The organism is Halobacillus amylolyticus (assembly GCF_022921115.1).
Lineage (GTDB): Bacteria > Bacillota > Bacilli > Bacillales > Halobacillaceae > Halobacillus_A > Halobacillus_A amylolyticus.
Genome location: NZ_CP095075.1, coordinates 2,625,500 through 2,647,201 on the forward strand (window position 1 = coordinate 2,625,500; position 21,702 = coordinate 2,647,201).

The 21,702-nt window shown below is 42.2% G+C and carries 20 protein-coding genes, 2 tRNA genes and 1 pseudogene; 2 read left to right on the forward strand and 21 right to left on the reverse strand.

Translation table 11 applies throughout. The features are described 5' to 3' along the window. Window positions 1-24: 24 nt before the first annotated feature. From tilS to spoIIE, 5 genes and pseudogenes are all read right to left on the reverse strand, one after another. Complete coding sequence (gene tilS / locus MUO15_RS13590) at window positions 25-1,404, reverse strand: tRNA lysidine(34) synthetase TilS (RefSeq protein WP_245029910.1); 1,380 nt, start codon at window positions 1,402-1,404, stop codon at window positions 25-27. 112 nt (window positions 1,405-1,516) lie between these two features. Further along, window positions 1,517-1,831 (reverse strand): hypothetical protein, encoded by a 315-nt coding sequence (locus MUO15_RS13595; RefSeq protein ID WP_245029912.1) that lies wholly within the window; start codon window positions 1,829-1,831, stop codon window positions 1,517-1,519. An 11-nt stretch (window positions 1,832-1,842) separates the two neighbouring features. Beyond that, window positions 1,843-2,442 carry a protein kinase domain-containing protein gene (locus tag MUO15_RS13600; RefSeq protein ID WP_245029914.1) on the reverse strand — a complete coding sequence of 200 codons (600 nt, stop codon included), beginning with the start codon at window positions 2,440-2,442 and terminating at the stop codon, window positions 1,843-1,845. Beyond that, window positions 2,423-3,159, reverse strand: a pseudogene (locus tag MUO15_RS13605) (VWA domain-containing protein). The gene MUO15_RS13600 and the pseudogene MUO15_RS13605 overlap by 20 nt, the downstream one beginning before the upstream one ends. A gap of 64 nt (window positions 3,160-3,223) precedes the next feature. Further along, window positions 3,224-5,665, reverse strand: a complete 2,442-nt coding sequence (spoIIE, locus tag MUO15_RS13610) for a stage II sporulation protein E (protein ID WP_245029917.1) — start codon at window positions 5,663-5,665, stop codon at window positions 3,224-3,226. A 270-nt stretch (window positions 5,666-5,935) separates the two neighbouring features. On the opposite strand from spoIIE, the gene MUO15_RS13615 reads away from it, so the two are divergent. Next, a tRNA-Met gene (locus tag MUO15_RS13615) sits at window positions 5,936-6,009 on the forward strand. A 45-nt stretch (window positions 6,010-6,054) separates the two neighbouring features. Next, window positions 6,055-6,126 (forward strand) — tRNA-Glu (locus MUO15_RS13620). A 125-nt stretch (window positions 6,127-6,251) separates the two neighbouring features. On the opposite strand, the gene MUO15_RS13625 is transcribed toward MUO15_RS13620, so the two are convergent. From MUO15_RS13625 to spoVG, 16 genes are all read right to left on the reverse strand, one after another. After that, window positions 6,252-6,584, reverse strand: a complete 333-nt coding sequence (locus MUO15_RS13625) for a hypothetical protein (RefSeq protein ID WP_245029919.1) — start codon at window positions 6,582-6,584, stop codon at window positions 6,252-6,254. A gap of 443 nt (window positions 6,585-7,027) precedes the next feature. Then, complete coding sequence (locus tag MUO15_RS13630) at window positions 7,028-7,417, reverse strand: S1 domain-containing RNA-binding protein (RefSeq protein ID WP_244750990.1); 390 nt, start codon at window positions 7,415-7,417, stop codon at window positions 7,028-7,030. 74 nt (window positions 7,418-7,491) lie between these two features. Next, window positions 7,492-7,869, reverse strand: a complete 378-nt coding sequence (locus tag MUO15_RS13635; protein WP_245029921.1) for an FtsB family cell division protein — start codon at window positions 7,867-7,869, stop codon at window positions 7,492-7,494. A 15-nt stretch (window positions 7,870-7,884) separates the two neighbouring features. Beyond that, window positions 7,885-8,475: a spore cortex biosynthesis protein YabQ gene (gene yabQ, locus MUO15_RS13640; protein ID WP_245029923.1), complete on the reverse strand. Its 591-nt coding sequence runs from the start codon at window positions 8,473-8,475 to the stop codon at window positions 7,885-7,887. Further along, window positions 8,472-8,753: a sporulation protein YabP gene (yabP, locus tag MUO15_RS13645; protein ID WP_396265842.1), complete on the reverse strand. Its 282-nt coding sequence runs from the start codon at window positions 8,751-8,753 to the stop codon at window positions 8,472-8,474. Before yabP ends, yabQ begins: the two co-directional genes overlap by 4 nt. A 236-nt stretch (window positions 8,754-8,989) precedes the next feature. Further along, a complete protein-coding gene (locus tag MUO15_RS13650; RefSeq protein WP_245029925.1) occupies window positions 8,990-9,250 on the reverse strand; it encodes an RNA-binding S4 domain-containing protein in 261 nt (86 codons plus the stop codon). Between the two features lie 3 nt (window positions 9,251-9,253). Continuing rightward, window positions 9,254-10,711, reverse strand: coding sequence for a bifunctional methyltransferase/pyrophosphohydrolase YabN (locus tag MUO15_RS13655; protein WP_245029927.1), 1,458 nt, complete (start codon window positions 10,709-10,711; stop codon window positions 9,254-9,256). Next, window positions 10,708-12,297 (reverse strand): putative polysaccharide biosynthesis protein, encoded by a 1,590-nt coding sequence (locus tag MUO15_RS13660; protein WP_245029929.1) that lies wholly within the window; start codon window positions 12,295-12,297, stop codon window positions 10,708-10,710. The genes MUO15_RS13655 and MUO15_RS13660 overlap by 4 nt, the downstream gene beginning before the upstream one ends. Before the next feature lie 158 nt (window positions 12,298-12,455). Further along, window positions 12,456-12,992: a stage V sporulation protein T gene (spoVT, locus tag MUO15_RS13665; protein WP_245029931.1), complete on the reverse strand. Its 537-nt coding sequence runs from the start codon at window positions 12,990-12,992 to the stop codon at window positions 12,456-12,458. A gap of 219 nt (window positions 12,993-13,211) precedes the next feature. Continuing rightward, entirely contained in the window at window positions 13,212-16,748 is a 3,537-nt protein-coding gene (gene mfd / locus MUO15_RS13670; protein WP_245029933.1) for a transcription-repair coupling factor, read from the reverse strand. A 41-nt stretch (window positions 16,749-16,789) separates the two neighbouring features. Further along, entirely contained in the window at window positions 16,790-17,020 is a 231-nt protein-coding gene (locus MUO15_RS13675) for an anti-sigma-F factor Fin (protein ID WP_245029936.1), read from the reverse strand. A gap of 78 nt (window positions 17,021-17,098) precedes the next feature. Next, entirely contained in the window at window positions 17,099-17,665 is a 567-nt protein-coding gene (gene pth / locus MUO15_RS13680; protein ID WP_245029938.1) for an aminoacyl-tRNA hydrolase, read from the reverse strand. Window positions 17,666-17,801: 136 nt separating this feature from the next. After that, window positions 17,802-18,458: a 50S ribosomal protein L25/general stress protein Ctc gene (locus tag MUO15_RS13685; RefSeq protein ID WP_245029941.1), complete on the reverse strand. Its 657-nt coding sequence runs from the start codon at window positions 18,456-18,458 to the stop codon at window positions 17,802-17,804. Between the two features lie 88 nt (window positions 18,459-18,546). Beyond that, window positions 18,547-19,500 carry a ribose-phosphate diphosphokinase gene (locus tag MUO15_RS13690; RefSeq protein WP_245029944.1) on the reverse strand — a complete coding sequence of 318 codons (954 nt, stop codon included), beginning with the start codon at window positions 19,498-19,500 and terminating at the stop codon, window positions 18,547-18,549. Between the two features lie 15 nt (window positions 19,501-19,515). Continuing rightward, window positions 19,516-20,895, reverse strand: coding sequence for a bifunctional UDP-N-acetylglucosamine diphosphorylase/glucosamine-1-phosphate N-acetyltransferase GlmU (gene glmU / locus MUO15_RS13695; protein ID WP_245029947.1), 1,380 nt, complete (start codon window positions 20,893-20,895; stop codon window positions 19,516-19,518). Window positions 20,896-21,323: 428 nt separating this feature from the next. Further along, window positions 21,324-21,620, reverse strand: a complete 297-nt coding sequence (gene spoVG / locus MUO15_RS13700; protein ID WP_244750977.1) for a septation regulator SpoVG — start codon at window positions 21,618-21,620, stop codon at window positions 21,324-21,326. Between the last annotated feature and the right edge of the window lie 82 nt (window positions 21,621-21,702).

A 21,702-nucleotide genomic window follows, 5' to 3' on the forward strand; every position in this document is an offset into this window, starting at 1 on the left:
GCATGCTCCTCCTACGTGTCCAGGTTATTTTTTATAAATTAATCGAAGCCATGTACCAGACACATCCTCGGTACATTCTCTTCTCTTTCTCAACCCAACAAGCCAAAGAACTTGCCCATCGCTGTCTGTTACAAGCGGCCATTCTTCCCGCTTGTATGCCGGGACTTTTTGATCAATAAAGATATCTTTTACCTTTTTCGAGCCATTCATTCCTTTTAACGCGATCCGGTCTCCAGGTTTCCGCGTTCGGACAATAAGAGGAAGTTTTACGTGATATGAATCACAAATAAATTCATATAAACCTCTATCCCTGCCGCTTTCACTCCATTCCGCGGTGATCGTTGACCCATCAGGAAGTTCGATCGTATCCCCTATGTATAGTAACTTTGTAAAAGTCGTACGATCTGTCCGACTAAATGTCAGAGTCACCTCATCATAAGCTCGAATAACCTTTAACCCTTTAGGCAAGTCTAGCTCTGCGTTGGGTCTGTCCCCACGTAAAAGATTAAATAGTATTTCCTCATGCATGTAGGAAACTTCTTCAATTTGGTAACCATACAGATAGTTTAATATTAGATGAAAGGCAGTCCTTTGTAAAGCAAGTGGAAACGTTAAAAAGGTATGCAGTGAAAACTTCACAAAAGGTTCATTCTTATTAGACATTTCCATCGTTTCAAGCACTTGCTCAGCCTGCGACTCCATATACAATTGACGGTCCTTTACGCGTTCACTCATAAGCTGCATATGTTTATGCAATTTCGGGTTCTGTTCCTTTAAAAAAGGCATCACATGCTTCCTAAACGCGTTACGGGTATAATCGGTTTCGTTATTCGACTCATCTGATTTATATGCTAATTTGTGTACGGAGCAATACTGTAACAGATCTCCCTTTGACAAACAAAGAAAAGGACGAATGAGTTTTCCTGTTGAGAAGAGTCTGGAAACTGGCATACCCTGGATGGATTCGGGGCGTACACTGCGAGTCATTTGCATCATCATCGTTTCCGCCTGATCATCCCCATGATGTCCTAGGGCAAGAACGTCCCCCCCTACTTCTTTCATCACCTGTTCGAAAAATTGATAACGCAGGGTTCTGGCCGCTTCTTGTGTTCCAGCCCCTGTCTTTTTCTTGTACGAACGAACATCGACTGAGGTTCCGATAAATTCAAGAGCCCATTCAGTCGCGATCTGCTCAACAAAACGAAGTTCTTCGAGCGAAGTTTCACCTCTGAGACCATGATCAACAGATACTGCAACGATTCTAAGATTCATTTCTACTTTTAATTGATTTAAATAGTGCAGCAGGGCAAGGGAATCGGGTCCGCCAGACACGGCTGCGACGATGGTTTGATTCTGTTGAATAAGTTGATGTTTCTTTATATATGACTGCACGATTCCTATCAACAAGCCTCACTCCTGTCAAGTAAAAAAACAGCTAACCGCTAAACTGCTTGCTAAATACTATTCTTTTGCATTTATCGTACCACTCTCTCCATCGATACTGCAAAATATTCACTTACAGCCAGCCGTTCCACAATGATAACCCGTAAAACATGCCAACAAGGATTGAAACAGCTATCCACTCGCCCCAATCAGACCGGTCGGTTGATGGTTTCTTTGATTTTTTCCTTGAAATTCTTGAAGGTGCAGACTGCCGCTTCATTAGCCCCTTTTCAAGATCTCCTTTCATTTCTTTAGCTGTTTTGTACTTTCCTTGCCAACATCCGGTTATTACCTTTTTATAAAATTCAGGCATTGGAGCTAGGGATAACTTGTGGTGTAATGTCTTTTGAGGGTACTTCCCTTTGTTAAAGCGCTTAGGATAGACCATTTCAAGCATAATCATCGTGACAGCAAATAGGTCATAACCCGCTTCTGCTTTTCTGGATCCATACCCCAGTAGCCGCGGTCATAAAATTCGGTAAACTCTTTAATGGCTCTTCCGAAAGCTGTGACCCCACCAACATCAATCCACCGTACACGTGAGGCTGACATGAGTAGGTTATCTGTCTTTAAATCACCAAAAGCATAACCTGTCTCATGGAGATGTTCAAGATCACTAAGAAGTTGAACCGCTGTCAATGCGATCCAGTCTTTACTTCTCCCCTGCAGGAAGACTGGCAGCAGCTCTCCTTGTACATATTCCATCACATAGAAAGGATAAGTCACTTGTTTTTGGCTCACCCAATCATCGACGTCCACAAAAGAAGGCCCAAGTTTCACACCTTGGACCTTACTGAATTTCTTTAGCATATTCACCTCAAGCATCAGCCTGGAACTATCTGTCCCCACTTTAAGAGCATACGTATAGCCATTGCTTTTACATAGGTAGACGACACCACAGGCTCCTTCTCCGAGCTTTTTCATAATACGGTAAGTATGTCCCTGCCATTTCCCCTGCAAAGTCATTCCAGGTGTAAAGTTAAAATCCAGTTTCTTCATAAGGATCTTCTCCATCCTGACTGTTTCTTTGGACCGATTTACTGGCAAAGGAATATAATGCTTCTTTAAGAGCAGGGCCTGTCGGTGTATATCCTCCGCTAGCAAGCTTAGAAAATATTCCATGAATGGCGTCGAGCTCTGGTGTCCAATCTACCATTTTCTTAATCGTACGTTTCGGATCTGGAAAAGAAAAAATGCTGAACTGATTGGAGCCTGTTCGCGCATTCAAACTAAGCGATAAATCATAGAGTGCTTCTTTAACGGTCGGAAGCTTATGATGCATGCTTGCACTTGAATCAACGAGGACGAGCACCTCAAGATCACACATTTCTCCTAAATCATCGACGACCTCGACAACTTCACCCCGCTGCTCAGGGGCAGTTCCTCCATCGTTTTTCCTTGCCCAAGAATTTGCTGCAGTTCGTTGTTCACCACACCTTGAATCGTTTGTGTCATCGCTTGTCTTGTCACCATTTGAACGGTTTGTGATAAATTTTTCTGATACACGATCTGGCTGACCCCGCCGCCCGCTTCTGCAATGGATTGTACCTCTTCAAGACCTTGAGGATGATTCCTCTGTTCATCATCAAGCACGCCAATGACATTGACCGTGACCCCCTGATTCCTGGCTAAGGCGGCTACAGCTACCGGATCCTCCCCGTAATTTGAACATCCGTCAGTTAACAATAAAATTTGTTTAAGACGTCCTGGCTTCATAGCATATCCCTCCTGTTTCGTTGTCACCATTTTGACCGAAACGAGGAGGAAATATACCTTGCGGCTAGGCTCGTTTTTTATCAAAAGGAATGGCAGACCACTCCGGAACATAATGATCAATTCTGGCAACGAGCACTGTCATATCATCATCAATCGCGCCCGCCTGTGTCCGTATTACCTCTTCTAATAATAGATCAGCGACCTCTTGAGGGTCCGTTCGGTCAATCTCTTTTATTTTCCGTTTCAACCAAATCTCCACATTCTCTAAGTGCTTCGGACCTTCAAGAATGCCATCGCTCACCATGATCAGCAGATCTCCTGCCTTGAGCTGCTCACTCGTTGTATCTACCTCGACGTCTTCGATAATGCCCATCGGAAGGTTCCCTGACTCGACGGCAAAAATCTGCCTCCCGCGTTTAATGAAGCTTGGGGTGCTGCCTACTTTTATAAATTTAGATGTGGCCTGATGCAGGTCGATCACTGCTAAATCAAGCGTTGAAAATATCTCATCATTAGTTCGTAATGACAGAATTGAATTTATCGACTTTATGGCCACCGATTCTTTTATTCCTGATTGCAAAATTTGTTTTAACAAACGGAGAGTCTCCATACTCTCCTCATGGGCTCGTGCTCCGTTTCCCATCCCATCACTAATAGCAAGGGCATACTTCCCCCGTCCGAGCTCCATCATTGAATAGCTGTCCCCTGATATGAATCCTCCCCCTTTAGCAGCGTGCGCAACTCCCGATTCAATTGTATAATGCTTAGCTGATCCAAACGTCAGCAGACATCGTCCATGTGGATATGGAGATATATCCTCCATCGTTACAACAATCGTCTCCTCAAGAATGTCTGAAAGCACCGGCGCAATCAGTTTTGCCCCTTCCCCACGATAATTATCAATTTCAATGATTAACTCTAAGTCAATATTGCCTGCATCCAATGTATAAATTTCGAGCTTCGCTACCTCAAAGCCCATTCGCTCAAGCGCCCCGTGAATAATTTGTTCTTTTTGTTCATGATGCTCTCTTTCTTTCACAATTTCATTGGCAAAACTATTCATGACTTCAGACACGCCATGGAGCTGGTCCGCTACGAACCTGCGACTCTCTAACACCTGCTGCTTCAGCTGTTTATTCGCATGGTAAAAAGACAGCTCATGTTTCATTGTATCGATCAGCTTCTGTGACTTCACACAATATTGATCAACGTTTTTACGCATCACCCTCCCAGGTTCCTCTTTCTCATCAAGTTCCACCATTAAGTCCGTCATTAAATGGTGGGTTTCATCAAACTGATTCACCCAGCATCTTTCCTTTTTAAAACAAGACTGGCACGTCTTCTCGGTCACATCACTAAGAAAATAATCAACCTCCTTATTGTTGGCTGCCTCCTCCTTTGGGGCATCCAAATGAATGAAACTCTTGGATAACGCTTCAAATACATCAGAAAACTTGCCGACCCGCACAGCCGTCACGTCACGTACCTTCTGCAAGTATTTCTGCTGCTCTCGGCTATGTTCATCCGTTCCAGGTACATAACGGGACAAACGCTTTACCCATTGATTAGGGGTTAACAAAAACAATATGACCGCAAAGACCGATGCCCACATCGATGAAGACAAGCTGCCTCCCATATAAAAGCTCATTAACACCGTGCTCACAAGTAAACCAGCACTTACCCCTAACTTGTTTCCTTCTTTTAATAACCCTCCTAACAACCCGGAAAAAGCTAGCAGACTCATCTGATATAAATGATCCGCAGCTGCCAAACTAAGGACCAACCCCGTTACGACACCCACCGTAGACCCGATCGCTGCCCCTGCAATATAGGCAAGCAGGATGACTAAATAACGTGAAAACACATCAACCGTTGCTACCCCTTGAATTTCAACACCAATCATCCCAGTTAGTACAGAAGCTAATAAAATGATCAAGCACACAATTTCCTCATTTTTTAAGGTTGGATGATAACGTCTTGGTGATAATAACGGAAGACTCTGCATAAAGATAAGAACAAGAATAAAACTAAGAATCCCTTCCGCTGCTACGAGAAAGATTTCGTATAAATGCCACCGCTCCAGGAAAGCCAAACTTGCTGTCCTTGGAATCGCACTTGCAAGCAATGCCATAAAAGGCAACAGCTGCTGCGGTTGATTCATGCGATTTAAAATTAAACTGAGTAATAAAAAGGTGGCTGAAGCACCGAGAATGAACCCGGCATGACCCAAACTATATGTAGAAGCCCCAGCTGCCATCATGACCGTAGCAGGGATGATGAGAGGTCGTTTAAGCCACCAGATCACCGCAAGAAAAGCTACCCCAAATGGTGCCATAGATGATAAAATAATCGCTCGTCCAAGAAGCAGGCTGAGCACCAAATGAAACACACCTTTGTTAGCTAAAAAGCTGAAAAATGTAAGCGAAACACGTCCAAGCCCCCTATTCAAAGAAGATTCTCTCCATACTGTCTGGCGCCCAGCACGCTTCATAACCGTCCCCAACATAAAATACACCACTCCTTCTTTAGTTACGTCTAATTTAATCACAGGCTAGACAAGCTATTTGTCAAAACAACAGGAGAGGAGTAACAAAAATTTCGATGCTTTTCCAACACTCACAATAGGATTCTACAAAAAAGTCCCCCTCCTAAATTCCCCTCTTCTAAAATTCCCGATTATTCTTTATCGAAATATACAGACTACTCTTATAATTTTACTTTTTATTGACATGATTTTTATGATGGTGTACTATATTGCTTGTGCCTTTGAACATATGGCGGTGTAGCTCAGCTGGCTAGAGCGTACGGTTCATACCCGTGAGGTCGGGGGTTCGATCCCCTCCGCCGCTACTTACAAGTGCTGAGGCATAAGAAAGACTTTCACCATACATATAAGGCCCGTTGGTCAAGTGGTTAAGACACCGCCCTTTCACGGCGGTATCACGGGTTCGAATCCCGTACGGGTCATCATACAAAAACAGACATTCTACATACAGAATGTCTGTTTTTTTGGTTTATAAATTAATTTTCTTACCCGAGTATTCCCTTAGACACCAACAATCCGCACTCGTTTGTTGTCGGGAGACTATTTCTCACTCATTCTTTAACCTTTCTGCTTTAATAAACTTTTCGCCTTCCGTTTTAATTGCGATAACATCCTCAGTGTAATAATCCAAGATACTAAAGTATTCCGTTCCTTCTTTGTATAGATTTGAGGAATTACCAGGCTGTGATTTTGTATCTTTGGTAGAATAATTAGTGACTACCCCTATTTTATCTACGATTTCCGATACAGAAACTTCATCATCCGTTACCTTATAACTTTTGTTGTCCCACGTCACAAGCTTATCGACTGAACTATTTCCCCAATACTTAGTTGCCACACCATTAAAAATCTCACCTAATAAAGTAAAAATCCCACTCATTCTCATCCTCCTCTACCTTTGTTTGTTCAACGGCCGCCTCTTTTTTAGGGGAATTCTCAAATTTCCAAATATCATATTAGTTGTCATCGTCTATGCCTTAACGTTTGGAAAACAAGATTTGAAGCGGCTTGGTCAGTTTATTGGAAAGAAAGTAAGTGGGCAAAGAGACAATGAATAGAATAACGCCATTTATAGGTCTGCATCACTAAACGAACGCAGAAAACGTGAGGCTCGTAATTGGTGTATTCATGTGGTGATATGTAGGAAAGAGCCACTCATACTCCAGCAAAAGATCCATCACACGCCACCTTTTCTTCTATCTATATTATAAGCGTATGACTATGTCCAAGCTTTCATTTGTCATAAAAAACAGACCTGCCATAAGCAGATCTGTTCCTTTATACAATCATGTGCATCTTTTACTCATTGTCATAGACAGCAAGCTATCCTCTTTTAGCACCCCGACCTCCACGTTTGGTTTCGGTTTGCTTTTTCAGTGATGCTAGACGATCTTCGCTATCCTTCATAAAGGCACTCATTTTTTGTTCGAATGATTCCGCCGGTTTACGAGGTTTTTTTGGCGCACGACGACCGTAGTTTTCTTTTGCTTTCTTGATGGATAAGCCAATCTTCCCATCATCCCCAACATTAATGACTTTGACCTCTACTTGGTCACCTTGGCTAAGGTGTTCATTAATGTCTTTTACATAGTTATCGGCAACTTCACTAATGTGAACCAGACCGGTCTGTCCTTCAGGGAGCTCAACAAATGCTCCGAAATTAGTGATACCCGTTACCTTACCCTGCAACTTGCTGCCTACTTCAATGGACATAAAAAAAATGCTCCTCCTTAGAATTTCGATAAAAATATCTTCTTACCTATTATATATAAGCATTGAAAAGGGTGTCAATACGAAGGATCCTCATTTGGCATTTTAAAGATAATCTCGCCTTCTTTCGAGAAGAAATAGTCCGATCTTGCAATTTGTAGTACGTATTCTTCGTTATTAAGAAGTTTGATCTCTTCGTTTAAGCTCTCCTCTTCCTCCTTTAGTGTTTCCATTTTAGCTTGTAGTTCCTCATAATGCTCTTGTTTCTTTGCCTGTAACGTTTGTTGTTGAACATGAAAAGTCACCATGGAGCCTACCACGATCATTACGAATAAAGCAAACAGGACGATTCGGCGGAAAAGGCGCTTTTTCTTTTTGGTGTGCCGTTCCATATAGGCATCATAGTGCTTCATGTATGTAGAATCTAGGCGGGCCACTGACTGTTTTTTTGCCATGAACGTTAGACCTCCTTATTTGCGCGTTCGATCTTTCCATTTATTTATAGTATTCTTTATTTTAATCCAAAACCCTGCTGTTTTGTTTAAATTTTTTTTCAGACTTTCCGGCAGTAGCTTCCAGATAACACGAAAAACCAACAGGAATGGATATAAAACGACAAGAAACAATAAATGAGTACTCTTATAAAATACTTTATAAACGGCAAATAGTAAAGAAGTAATAAGTAAAATAATGGTTCGAATCGGCCAAATAATCACGGCATTGAAGAGGCGCCAGAAAAAGGTAACTAATTTTGTTACAACACGTATAATGTGTTCCAGTATTTTTTTGTAACTTGTTTGAAGTAATCCACGATACGCTGCATATCCACACAGAATCGCTACAAAAACATACAGACGCAATTCACCGTAGTTCACGATAAACAATAGGAAAAAGAGAAGAGCAGCCTGAGTCACCCAAAAGGTAAGCTGCCAAACGAGCTCAAGCCAGCTCTTCTTATTCCTCTTATAAAAAAGCCGTTCAAAAGTATCTACTGCAGCACCTATATAGATCCCACCGCTTATCATTGCGACCATCGTCATAAATTGCGCTGTCAGTGTCATTTGAAAAGCTTGCTAAATAGCCCTTTAGCTTTCTCCCCTTGGTTCTCGTCCAGATAAGACATTTCATACACACGGCCCTTTATAGAAACTTCTCCCTCCTCCAGATCCAGGTTCTTCATCTGGAGATTCTGTCCGCGTATGACTAAATAGCCCATGCTTGTCTGCAGTAAAAATTCTTCGCTGTCAAAGCTGTCTACCTCTCTTACACCGGATATTTCCAAGTTTCTTCTATTCCACATCTTCACATTATGATCGACTTGATGTGTCCGTACATTCATATTTTTATCGTAGCCTTCCATTTATAACAGCCTCCTTCTTCTCTAGTACAAGCTATGTAAAAGGAAGGCAATTTAGAACGATAAGAAGGTGTTTAGTGGAAGGTGTTATTGAGATAACAACACTAAAGAATTAATTGCATGAAATACTACTTATTTGCACGTAATATGAGTTAATTGCATATTTCCAGCTTACCAACGTCAAAAAGCCACTGCCTCAATCCAGCAGCGGCTCTTCTTTACTTATTAACCGGTTCTTCCTTTTTAATTTCATACAATGTGGTTGCTTCATCTTTTTTCACATTTTCCCTTAGCGATTTTACTTCAATCGTTAGGATCTTCTGACCGAACTGGATCGTTAGCTCGTCACCAACGGACACGTCTGTAGCTGCCTTACTCTTTAGTCCGTTAATACTAATTCTCCCCTGATCGGCCACTTCTTTTGCTAAGGTTCTTCGCTTAATTAATCGGGATATCTTTAGGAATTTATCTAAACGCATGTCTTATTCCTCTCCTTTATGTTTTACTTTAGCCGCGATCCACAGTACTTCTAACTCGTCAAGTGTATAATTCTCAAGAGAGCGCTTCTCTTCTGATGCACTTTTTTCCATAGCTGAAAACCTTGTTCTAAACTTCTGATTGGTACGATTTAAGGCTGTTTCTCCGTTGATTTTATGATGGCGTGCTAAGTTCGCGATAGCAAACAGCCAGTCTCCAAACTCTTTTTCCATTTCGTCAACATTGTTGGCCTCTTTGGCCTCGATAAATTCGTTCCACTCTTCTTGAACTTTAGCTTCCACTAGTTTCACATCATCCCAGTCAAAGCCTACCTTGGCTGCCTTCTTCTGCAACTCCTCTGCTTGCAACAGCGCCGGGAAGCTCATTGGTATATCGTCTAACATCGATTCAAGCACTTGTTTCTTTTCCTGCTTTTTGATTTGGTCCCAATTTGTCACCACTTCATCAGCATTGTCCACATGTACGTTTCCGAAAACGTGAGGGTGTCTGCGAATCATTTTTTCGGTGATAGATACTATTACGTCATCGATCGTGAAAAATCCTTCATCTTCTCCAATTTGACTATGGAGCATAACTTGCAGCAGTACGTCCCCAAGCTCCTCCACCATATGGTCGTCATCAAGCTGATTCACAGCATCAATGAATTCATAAGCTTCTTCAATTAAGTGACGGCGAAGAGAAGAATGTGTCTGCTTTTGATCCCATGGACACCCACCCGGTCCGCGCAGTTTTCGAATCACCTCTCTTAATCGGAAAAACTGGTGATTCAGTTCATCTTTTTCAACTGGGGGAATATAGACACTCGTTAAGTTATTTACTTCAACCGCACGATCTAATTCCTCAAGGCTAACTGTAATAATTCTCTCTTCACTGCTTCCGGCGGCCGTGACAATTGTAACAGGGTATTCCGGGGAAAGGTCCTCCATCAAAGTTAACTTAACTTCAGACGCAATCATTTGATCATAAACCTGGCAGAGGAGGATATGGTTCTGGAGTTGCAATTGACTCCGCGTCAGGGCCGTCGCATCTAAAAACTGCAACCCTTCAATTGGATCTACTCCTATTGCTGTAAATACATTATCTAAGTAGCTTTGCCCACCTTGAATCGATACGTTCACTCGTGTTTCCTTCAGTAGTAATTGTACCGTTTGCTCCGCAAGCATCGGGTGTCCTGGGACGACATAGATGATATCTTTTTCCTTCGCAGTATCTACTAATTGTTCAACGATTTCTTCATAAACCTGAGAAAATTGATCATGACGTTGATACACGAAATCGAAACCAGTAAAGTCCACCCCTTCAGCTTTAAGCTCTTTTATAACGGGATGATCAAGTGTACGGATAAAAATAGGTTCATTTGCATTGATAAGCTGACGATAGACTCCAAGCGGCAGCTGGTCCAACTCACCGGCTCCAAGTCCTAAGATCGTAACGGTGTTCATCTGTTCAACCCCTTTGGTAATAATCGTACGAACCATCTTCCATATGGTAAAGCCTCAAGTTCCCTTTTGGTAAGAGCACCCAATCTTATTAATAACATGAAATAGGTCAATGCACCGGCAGCTGTAAGACTTAATGTATAAAATAGCAGGAATACGCGGTTACCACTCATACCCATCCCTTGTTTAATTTGGATCAGTACCAGGAGCACACACATCATTCCAAGGACAGCCAAAGTTGTCGAAAGCCATGGAAGATGCAGCCACTTTTTTAACGAAAAGTCGTGTCTTAGCAAAATCAAATGGCAAACAACAACGAAAGCCACACTTACAATCGAAGCAATGGCTGCCCCATCTAATTTAAGAGAAGGTACTAACCAAATATTCAGCCCCCACTTCAAAGCGATAGCCAACAACACCACAATAGCAGGATGTGTTACAAACCCTAGTCCTTGCAGAATGGAAGAAAGCGTAATCGCAAGCGAACTAAATAGAATCACAAGCATTAGAATTCGCAAGACAGCTGTTCCTTCTGTATCTTGAAAAAACAATTCATTAATAGATGGAAATAATACCATTAACCCTGCCGTTGCCCCACTTGCAAGCAATAGACTAAATTTCACTGACCCAAAGATATAGCCCTCAATCTGATCGGGGTCTTCCTTTAACCTTTTCTTCGTTACAGAAGGAACAACGGCTAAGGCCAGTGAAGAAGCTAGTACAGTCCCTAATTGAATCAGAGGCTGACCGCGATCAAATATCCCTTTTAACACCTTCGCCCTGTTCGATTCCACCCCAGCTTCGATTAAGCCGGGAACAAGGGTTAGAGCGTCAGTCATTTGAATAAGTAACAATAGCATGTAATTCAGACATATAAATAATCCGTAGAATACAATCGGCTTTAAAAAAGAAAGAGACGGATACAGCATAGGTCCCCTCGTCCAAGGGGGATTTTTTTTAATAATAAAAAGAAAAACAGTAGCAGAAGCGATAATCCCTCCTAGTGAAGCAACAGAGGCTCCGATTCCAATATGATAGAGCTCCCCTTCGTTAACAACGTAGATGGTAGCCATAATAATAAGGAGGACCCGTACAAATTGCTCTACTACCTGTGAAACCGCCGTTGGCTGCATGTTCCCTTCCCCCTGGTACACCCCTCTTAGCAGAGAAGGAAAAGGGAGGAGGAGGAACACAAAAAATGCTGCTTGTAAGGAAGGAGTAAGGTGCTTGTCTCCCATCACAGCAGCCAACTCATCCGATTGAGTGTAGCCTATAATAAATATAACCCCACAGATCCCGAACAGCCAAGATAAGACTGGCACATAAAAAGAGGACAAAGACAACGCTTTTCCCTGCTCCTTCACCTCAGCCACTAGCTTTGAGATCGCCACTGGAAATCCATATAACGAGAGAATTAATGCCATACCTAGGATGGGGTAAATTTGTTGATAAATATAAAATCCTAAATCCCCAGCGATATTTTGCAAAGGAATACGATACCCTGCGCTTAATACTTTTCCAATTAGACCTGATAAAGTAAGCAAAAAAGCACCTTTGAAAATAAGATGTGATGAGTTTGAATGATTCATGAAAAGACCTTCCCATTTAATAACAATTGCACTTATTATAGCACAAAAATGCCAGGTCCCATGAATGACCTGGCTTGTTACCTTTTCATCTTAATTCCAGCTACATTGCGCAGACACACAAGACTAACCAATCGCTTCCGGCGCCTGCGCTTTTCTTGCTAATCCATCTGTCTAGCTAAAAAACTTGCTGCTGTTTGTACAGCTTTTGCTGAGCCTTCATCAATAGGTGTACCCTCTTTGTTAAATGCAACCACACAGCCGATGGGATCTCCTTGAGCAATAATAGGATGAATAATATAAGAAATAACGTCCTCTTCTGAATCACGGACAAACTCTACCGGATTGGGATGTTTTTCAAATGCTGATGTACGTCCTTCCATCACCTGTTCGATGCGGCTGCCTATTTGGCGGCCCATATATGTTTTCTTCGATTCTCCGGAGACCGCAATAAATTCATCACGGTCGCAAATTAATACAGGAGCTTCTAATGATTCATGTAAAGCATCTGCATACTCGCGAGCAAAGTCTCCAAGTTCACTGATCGGAGAATACTTCTTTAAAATGACCTCCCCTTCACGGTCAACAAAAATTTCTAACGGATCACCTTCTCTAATACGAAGTGTGCGGCGAATTTCCTTTGGGATCACCACACGTCCTAAATCATCAATTCGGCGTACTATTCCTGTTGCTTTCATTCTTACGCTGCCTCCCTCTCTATAATTTACTCTGTAAAAAATTCACAAGCAGAATAAACAGATGATAAGGATAGTATGATACTCCAGAAAAAACCTATTCATCCCAAGAATGGATTTTTTAAAAAGAAATGCGAAAACGAGCGATTAGACCGAACGTATAAGCAAAAGACAGGCGTTTAGTCACTTAAAAAGGAAGCCCCCAAAAAGAGCTTCCTTCCCTTACGCACTTGTAGCTTCCCTTGAGAGTTCAGGCAGTTGTTCAATAAACTCCTCAACAATTTCATACCTTTTATGTTTCGTATCCCGTTCCCACATGAAGGTAATTTTCAACTGCTGACCTTCTGTACCAAGTTGGACCATTCGGCCATATTGATTGGCAAATTCAAATAGCTTTGATCCGTCAATCTGCTGGCTTTGGCTGGATTCCATAAACATCTCCATCTTCTTATTCTTCTCGGAGATCGATTCAATACGGGCTTGCTTCGCATACAGACGGATCGACGTCACTGTAAATAAATTCTCTACCTCCTCAGGATAATCACCAAAACGATCGATCAATTCATCTTTAAGCTCACTGATATCATTTGCCGATTCAATCGCCTGAAATTGCTTGTACATATCAATCTTTTGTTTTTCATCTTCAATGTACTCTGCGGGAATATACGCATCAATGGAGAGATCGAGCTCCGTTTGAAAAGGTTGAACGGCCTCTGGTTCAATACCCTGCCGTTTCGCTTCAATTGCGTCTTTAAGCATCTGGGAGTACATATCAAACCCGACAGAGTCAATAAACCCATGCTGCTGTGCACCTAGCAGGTTACCAGCTCCGCGAATCGACAGGTCACGCATCGCAATCTTAAACCCGGACCCTAGCTCAGTAAACTCCTTAATCGCCTGCAATCGTTTCTCAGCGACCTCTGTCAGCACTTTGTCCCTTTGATAGGTAAAATAGGCATAGGCTACTCGATTGGAACGACCTACACGTCCTCTTAGCTGATAAAGCTGGCTTAGTCCCATTCTGTCGGCATCATATACAATCAATGTATTTACATTAGGGATGTCGACACCTGTTTCAATAATCGTCGTGCTGACTAGTACATCAAATTCTCCTTCAAGGAAAGAAAACATGACATTTTCAAGCTCGGTTTCATTCATTTGACCATGAGCAAATGCAACCCTTGCTTCAGGGACAAGTGCGGAGATTTCCTGCGCCATCCGCTCAATATTTTCGACACGATTAAACAGGAAAAAGACTTGTCCGCCTCTCCCCATTTCCCTCTCAATCGATTCACGCATAAAGACAGGGTTGTACTCTAAGACATACGTCTGGATCGGGAATCTATTTTCAGGCGGTGTTTCAATGACAGATAAATCGCGGACACCAAGCATGGACATGTGCAAGGTTCTCGGAATGGGAGTAGCTGTTAATGTTAATACGTCCACATTTGACTTCAATTGTTTTATCTTTTCTTTATGCTTGACACCAAAGCGCTGCTCCTCATCGACAATTAGCAGGCCAAGATCCTTAAATTTAATGTCATTGGACAAAATACGATGCGTTCCAACAACAATATCTATAAGCCCTTTGCGAAGGCGCTCTGTCGTTTCATTCTGTTGTTTTTTCGTTCGAAACCTGCTTAATAAGCCAATGTTAATCCCAAAGTCTTGAAACCGCTCCTGCAGTGTTTCAAAATGCTGCTGGGCGAGTATCGTCGTAGGCACAAGCAATGCAGCCTGCTTCCCGTTTTCGATCGCTTTGAAGGCTGCCCGAATAGCCACTTCCGTTTTCCCGTAACCTACGTCCCCACAAAGCAAGCGGTCCATTGGCCGTATTTGCTGCATATCTTCTTTAATCTCTTCGATACATCGAATTTGATCCTCTGTTTCTTCATAAGCGAAAGCCGCTTCAAAGTCACGCTGCATCTCGCCATCTTCACCAAAAGCGTGACCTTTTGATGCTTCACGATCCGCGTACAATTGAATGAGGTCATCCGCAATGTCTTCAACCGAGGACTGAACACGGCTTTTCACCTTTTTCCATTCACTGCCGCCAAGCTTATACACTTTCGGCTCCTTACCTTCAGAGCCTACATATTTTTGAATTAAATCGATTTGGTCAATTGGAACAAACAGCTTGTCATTCCCTGAATACTTCACCATCATAAAATCTTTATGGTTTCCGCCCATTTTAAGTGTTTCAATTCCAATATACTTACCAATCCCATGGTTCGCATGTACGACATAATCGCCGACTTTAAGTTCTTGGTAATTCTTGATCCGTTCCGCGTTTGATAACTTCTGTTTTCTTTTAGGCTTGGCTGTCCGCTTCTTAAACAGCTCATTCTCTGTTAAGACAGCTATTTTGTGCATGGGCCACTCAAAACCGTTGCTGATATTCCCCTGAATAATAACAGGAAGCTTCACTGGCAAGCGAACCTGCTCTTTAGTCACCACCGCTTCCATATCATAATCGGCTAACACAGAGTGAATTTTTTCAGCACGAGTTTCATCAGGAGCCATGATAATTACAGAATAATCCTGCTTGATCCATCGATCCATTTCATTCTTAAGCAAATTCATTTGGCCATGGAACTGCTGCATTTGCCTGCTTGAGACATTGATTACATTTTGAGGATGTGTATTAGGAATATGACGCATAAACACCGACATATACAGCCTTGGCTGTTTCATATTTTCCCATGTATCATGCCAATCAAAGGAAATCCGTAAGTCCCTTACAATCTGGTTCACTTCAAGCAGGCTATTGTGCCATTCCGCTTCTTCCTGATCCAGACGTCCAGCTGTTTCTTGAATACGACTCATTTCATCTAAAACGATCAGCCCATTTTTTGGTAAGTAATCTAGCAAACTTACAGATTGATCATAGAAATAACCAATATATTTGTACATATCTTGAAAATGTTCACGATTTTGAAGCCTCTCAATATCACGTTCCACATGTGTGTGCAGCGTTTCTTTCGCTTCTTCCTTTGACAGTTTTTGTAAAGAATGGCTCAGTGCTTCTTCTAAACGTTGTGACGCTCTCGCAAAATCTTGATCCGTCAGCAACAATTCTGTGGCAGGTCCTACATGGATATGATCAAACTTTTCATGGGATCGCTGTGTTTCTGAATCGAATGTACGAATGGAATCAACCTCCGTATCGAACAGCTCAACCCGATAAGGGAACTCCGCTGTCAATGGATAGACGTCCAGAATTCCTCCCCTTAACGAAAACTCTCCAGGGGTTGCTACCATATCTGTGCGTTCGTAGCCCATACTGATAAAACGTTCTAAGTAATTGTCAAGATCAATGTCTTCTCCAACACGAAAAGGGAGCTGGTTATGCTCCCAATACCCTTTAGGCGGCATGATTCTTTTTAAGGCAGCCACTGGTGCTATTAAGATTCCTGAATCTTGATTCAGCCATTCACTTAGAGCTTCAATTCGCTGGCTTCGAAGCTCAGGACTGGCAATAGCAATTTCGGATGCAATCAACTCATTAACTGGATAGAGATGAACCCGCTCTGTATCTGACAGCTCTAACATATCCTCATACATTTGCTGGGCCTGAATAAGCTGATGAGTCACAATAAGGACAGGACGCTTTAAAGATTCCTGTAATAAGGAGATCATCAAACTTCTCGAGGCTCCAGACAGTCCTGCAATCATCTGCTCATCCATACCTGTCTCGAATCCATCTACAACAGAGCGGATGTCATCCTGAGGTTGTAGATAATCTTTAATTCCCTGCATAACAAACTCCTCCATAATCACCATTAGAAAGTGACCACGATTTAATGAATAAAGTAATCTTGTTCGTGATAATGAGGGTGTTGGTCAAGGGTGCGTTCACACGAGTGGCAAATTGTTTTAATATTCATATCACCACTGTTGCTATACGTAATCATTTCCCTATGATCATCCTCATTCAAACACTCTAAGCCAAGCTCAGAAATTTCGACACGTTCTCGGTCTAATTTTCCAACTTGGCGGTTACAATGCCGGCATATATAATTAATATTCATAAATACAAACCTCCTATAGAAGCATTTGTACTTATTGTTGCCGTGCAGATCGTGACTTATACGAAAGCAGAATTCTTATTAAGACTTTACATTAAAACCATTCATCACTTCATCAAAAGGCTTTTCAAACCACGCTTCACAAGCTTTAACTGATTGTTCGACCACCTCTTGAATAGGTCTTTGCTGGTCCTTGTCAAAAGTACCCAGTACATAATCCACAACACTCATAGGCACAGAAGGTCGTCCAACTCCGACACGCAGGCGCTTAAATTCCTTCGTCCCAAGCTGATCGATGATGCTGCGAATCCCATTATGGCCACCGTGTCCACCCTTTTGGCGCAGGCGCATTCTTCCAGGTGGTAAATCCAGATCATCATAAATAACGAGGACCTCTTCATCCCTTATGTCATAATAATCCATGAACAAACGAAGAGAATCCCCTGATAAATTCATATATGTTTGAGGCTTGAGTAAAAGAACCTTTTCCCCGTTCACATGTTCAATTGTGAATAATCCTTTAAACTTTTTTTGATCCACACCCCAATTATTCTGTTTCGCTAATTCATCGATGATCATAAATCCAACATTATGGCGTGTCTTCTCATACTTTTTTCCGGGGTTACCTAAACCTACAATACACTTCATTGAAAAACTTCCTTTGTTATCTTATTCCGCTTCTTTTTATTATAGCAAAACTCCAACAAAAAATATGTCAAAAAAGCCAACCTACAAAAAAGGACGCACCTCATGGCTACGCCCCTTTTTCTATAGCTTTAGTATATTACTTATCTTCGCTTTCTTCAGAGTCCCCATCATTACTATCATCTTTCCCGTTAATGACTTCTGGCTCCTCATCCGCGTTATCTGTGTCAGGCTCTTCCGGCATTTCTTCAGGTGGAGTCACTGAAACAATTGCTGTATTCTCATCTTCCATAATTTCATAATTGCGAGACGCTTTCAAGTCACTAACCATGACACTGTCACCGATATTTAATTCAGAAACATCAATGACGATCTCCTCAGGAATGTCACCAGGCTTAGCTCTGATAGCCAGTTCATATAAAGGCTGCTGCAGAACGCCGCCCTCTTTGGAACCCAAAGCTTCACCCTCAAGATGAATAGGTACCTCAACGTCCATTTCTTCAGACATATTAACGATGTAAAAGTCTGCATGAATTAGCTCATCCTTCAAAGGGTCGACTTGATATTCATGAAGCATGACGTTCACAGTAGAACCGCCGTCAACATCCAAAGAAATAATCGCATTTTTCCCTTCGTCACGGACTGTCTTAAGTAGTTCAATACTGTTTACTGACACATTAACAGGTTCTTTATCTTGTCCGTAAACGATACCAGGAACATTCCCCTCTTGGCGCAGTTCACGTGTTACTGATTGTTTTAAATCTTTCCTTTGATTTGCTTTTAATGTAATAGCCAAATTAATCTACCTCCATTGAATTTACCATTCATTTAAATCTAATTCCCTATTTAAACAAAAGTTAAACGTCTTTCACACAAAAAATTCCTTAATCAAACAGAATACTTACAGACTGCCGCTCGTGGACACGGATAATTGCTTCACTAATTAGAGGAGCTACGGATAACTGAGTGATCTTCTCGCTCGTCTTATCCTCTCCAAGCGGAATCGTATTTGTGACAACTAACTCTTTGATATTTGAATTGTCTATACGTTCGATCGCAGGCCCTGAGAGAACTGGGTGTGTACAGCAGGCATAAACGTCTTTCGCTCCATTTTCAACTAACGCATTCGCCGCAAGTGTAATTGTACCCGCTGTATCAATAATATCGTCGATCATAATAGCCGTTTTACCTTCGATATTACCTACAATATTCATAACTTCCGCAACGTTCGGACGCGGACGACGTTTATCAATAATTGCAATCGGCGCTTTCAGGCGATCTGCCATTTTACGGGCACGAGTTACACCTCCGTGATCTGGGGAGACAATCACAACGTCATCAAAATTTTTCTCTTCAAAGTAATCGGAGAGAATTGGCACACCAACAAGGTGATCGATTGGCATATCGAAGAATCCTTGGATTTGGGGCGCATGAAGATCCAGCATGATTACACGGGATGCGCCTGCTGTTTCAAGCAAATTAGCAACTAACTTCGCTGTGATTGGCTCACGGGCACGTGCTTTACGATCTTGTCTTGCATAACCATAGTATGGCATAACAATATTAATCGTACTAGCAGAGGCGCGCTTTAGTGCATCAATCATAATAAGAAGTTCCATAATATGTTGATTGACTGGCGCACAAGTCGATTGAACAACATATACATCGCAGCCGCGAATACTTTCATCAATGTTAATCTGAATTTCACCGTCACTAAATCTCGTCACCGTACACTTCCCAAGTTCGGTACCAATATTCTCAGCGATTTCTTCAGCCAGTTCAGGATTGGAATTCAGGGAGAATACTTTTAATTTTGAATCCTTGTACCCAGTTGCCATGGATAGAACCCTCCGTTAGTCTTTTTTATTAGAATTTAATTTACTTGCATAGCCTTCTTTATTTGTCTGGCGTGATCTGGCAATCGACAGTGCCTCAGCAGGAACATCTTTATTTATTGTAGAACCAGCTGCTACATAGGCGCCCTTACCTACAGTGACAGGTGCAACGAGGTTAGAGTTACAGCCAATAAAGGCATCGTCCTCGATTGTAGTCATAAATTTATTGTTGCCATCATAGTTCACTGTAATTGTACCACAACCAATGTTTACTCCGCTCCCCACATCGGCATCACCAACGTAGCTTAAATGGGAGGCTTTACTTCCTTCCCCAAATACAGCTTTCTTAATTTCTACAAAATTACCGACCTTTACATCATCACCAAGAGATGATTCAGGGCGGATGTGGGCAAAGGGGCCGATTTTTACACGAGCACCAATTCGGCTGTTTGTTGCCACACTTTGCTTAATTACTGTTTCCGCACCGATGTGGCAATCTTTGATCATTGAGTGTGGACCAACTACTGCATCATCTTCAATGGTCGTTTCGCCTTCGATCATAGAGCCTGGATATACAATCACGTCTTGACCTATTTTTACATCAGGGCCAATGTACGTGTTGTCGGAATCCACTAACGTTACGCCCTTTTTCATATGCATTTCATTGATGCGCTGTTTCATGAGCTTCTCTGCTTGAGCTAATGCCACACGATCGTTTACACCGAGCGACTCTGAAAAGTCTGTTGTTTGGTATGCACTAACTATTTCGTCTTGATTCTGAAGAATTTGGATCACATCTGGCAGGTAATATTCTCCCTGGGAATTATTGTTCGAAACACCCTTTAACGCTTTGAACAAGAATTCATTATCGAAGCAATATGTACCTGTATTAATTTCCTGAACAGCTTGTTCGTCTTGGGAAGCATCCTTTTGCTCAACAATACGCTCCACCTGACCATTTCCACCACGAATCACACGGCCATAACCGTGAGGGTTCTCAGCATGTGCAGTCAAGATTGTTGCCTTCGCTTGAGTAGCTTCATGATGATCCATCATCTTTTGCAGCGTCTCTTCAGTCAATAACGGCGTATCTCCACAAGCCACCACTGTTGTTCCTTTTTTATCTGCAAGAATATGATCCGTCTGAAGTACAGCGTGACCCGTCCCTAACTGCTCTTCTTGCACGACATAATGACTATGTTCACCAAGTTGATCCTGAACTTTTTCTGCACCAAAACCAACAACTGTAATTAACTCATTTAATTCTAATTTATTTAACTGGTCCACAACATGCTGTACCATCGGCTTTCCACATACGGGGTGCAAAACTTTGTAGAGTTTTGACTTCATACGGGTTCCTTGTCCAGCTGCTAACACTACCGCATATTTATTGGTCATGAAGTAACCTCCATCCTAATTATCCATTATGAATAATATCTTAAAATAAGCATTATTTCAACAAACGACAATTTATTTAGAAAAGCGGAGGCGTCTTGCTCAGACTCGATCAGTGGAAGTTCGACGAAGTTCGGCACGTCCTGTGCCAACGTCGAACTGACTCGCGTCCTGCGAGCCCAAGCAGAGCGGGCAGTGGGGTGATCTTCCCCCACGGAGGCGAACTGCTTATGTCTCGAGAGTCTAGACGCCGAAGCTAGACAACAGAAAAGCGGAGAGGGGCGATTAGACCTGAATTAGTGGAAGTTCGGCTAAAAACGAAACATCCTTTTCAACGCCGAACGGCCCCACGTTGTGTGGGGTCCAAATTTCATGTAACAGCAAAAAAGAAGTCTGACCCCTTGATGGTCAGACTTCTAATTTAGTTAATTTCAAGATGCTCCTGCCTCTTCATATTCTACTTCCGTATCAACTTCACCGGCTTTGTGGTACTCGCTAAGTACAGCATCTTGAATTTTCCCACGCGTGCCTGAATTGATTGGATGGGCAATATCCCTAAATTCCCCGTCAGGTGTCCGTTTGCTAGGCATGGCCACAAAAAGACCGTTGTTGCCATCAATCACCCGAATGTCATGGACAACAAACTCCTGATCTAAGGTAATAGAAGCAATTGCTCGCATTCTTCCTTCGGTATTAACGCGTCGCAGTCTTACGTCAGTTACTTCCATTATCATTCACCACCTTTTCCCAAAAAGAACTTACTTAAACAATTCCACATTCCAGGGAAAATTCCTGCTTATTTTCAAAAAA

Bases quoted from the DNA above. Each gene is read 5' to 3' on its own strand.
- MUO15_RS13595 (WP_245029912.1), bottom strand. From the start codon at position 1,831: ATGGTCTATCCTAAGCGCTTTAACAAAGGGAAGTACCCTCAAAAGACA.
- MUO15_RS13600 (WP_245029914.1), bottom strand. From the start codon at position 2,442: ATGAAGAAACTGGATTTTAACTTTACACCTGGAATGACTTTGCAGGGG.
- spoIIE (WP_245029917.1), bottom strand. From the start codon at position 5,665: ATGTTGGGGACGGTTATGAAGCGTGCTGGGCGCCAGACAGTATGGAGA.
- MUO15_RS13625 (WP_245029919.1), bottom strand. From the start codon at position 6,584: ATGAGTGGGATTTTTACTTTATTAGGTGAGATTTTTAATGGTGTGGCA.
- MUO15_RS13630 (WP_244750990.1), bottom strand. From the start codon at position 7,417: ATGTCCATTGAAGTAGGCAGCAAGTTGCAGGGTAAGGTAACGGGTATC.
- MUO15_RS13635 (WP_245029921.1), bottom strand. From the start codon at position 7,869: ATGGCAAAAAAACAGTCAGTGGCCCGCCTAGATTCTACATACATGAAG.
- yabQ (WP_245029923.1), bottom strand. From the start codon at position 8,475: ATGACACTGACAGCGCAATTTATGACGATGGTCGCAATGATAAGCGGT.
- yabP (WP_396265842.1), bottom strand. From the start codon at position 8,753: ATGAATGTACGGACACATCAAGTCGATCATAATGTGAAGATGTGGAAT.
- MUO15_RS13650 (WP_245029925.1), bottom strand. From the start codon at position 9,250: ATGCGTTTAGATAAATTCCTAAAGATATCCCGATTAATTAAGCGAAGA.
- MUO15_RS13655 (WP_245029927.1), bottom strand. From the start codon at position 10,711: ATGAACACCGTTACGATCTTAGGACTTGGAGCCGGTGAGTTGGACCAG.
- MUO15_RS13660 (WP_245029929.1), bottom strand. From the start codon at position 12,297: ATGAATCATTCAAACTCATCACATCTTATTTTCAAAGGTGCTTTTTTG.
- spoVT (WP_245029931.1), bottom strand. From the start codon at position 12,992: ATGAAAGCAACAGGAATAGTACGCCGAATTGATGATTTAGGACGTGTG.
- mfd (WP_245029933.1), bottom strand. From the start codon at position 16,748: ATGCAGGGAATTAAAGATTATCTACAACCTCAGGATGACATCCGCTCT.
- MUO15_RS13675 (WP_245029936.1), bottom strand. From the start codon at position 17,020: ATGAATATTAATTATATATGCCGGCATTGTAACCGCCAAGTTGGAAAA.
- pth (WP_245029938.1), bottom strand. From the start codon at position 17,665: ATGAAGTGTATTGTAGGTTTAGGTAACCCCGGAAAAAAGTATGAGAAG.
- MUO15_RS13690 (WP_245029944.1), bottom strand. From the start codon at position 19,500: ATGGCAACTGGGTACAAGGATTCAAAATTAAAAGTATTCTCCCTGAAT.
- glmU (WP_245029947.1), bottom strand. From the start codon at position 20,895: ATGACCAATAAATATGCGGTAGTGTTAGCAGCTGGACAAGGAACCCGT.
- spoVG (WP_244750977.1), bottom strand. From the start codon at position 21,620: ATGGAAGTAACTGACGTAAGACTGCGACGCGTTAATACCGAAGGAAGA.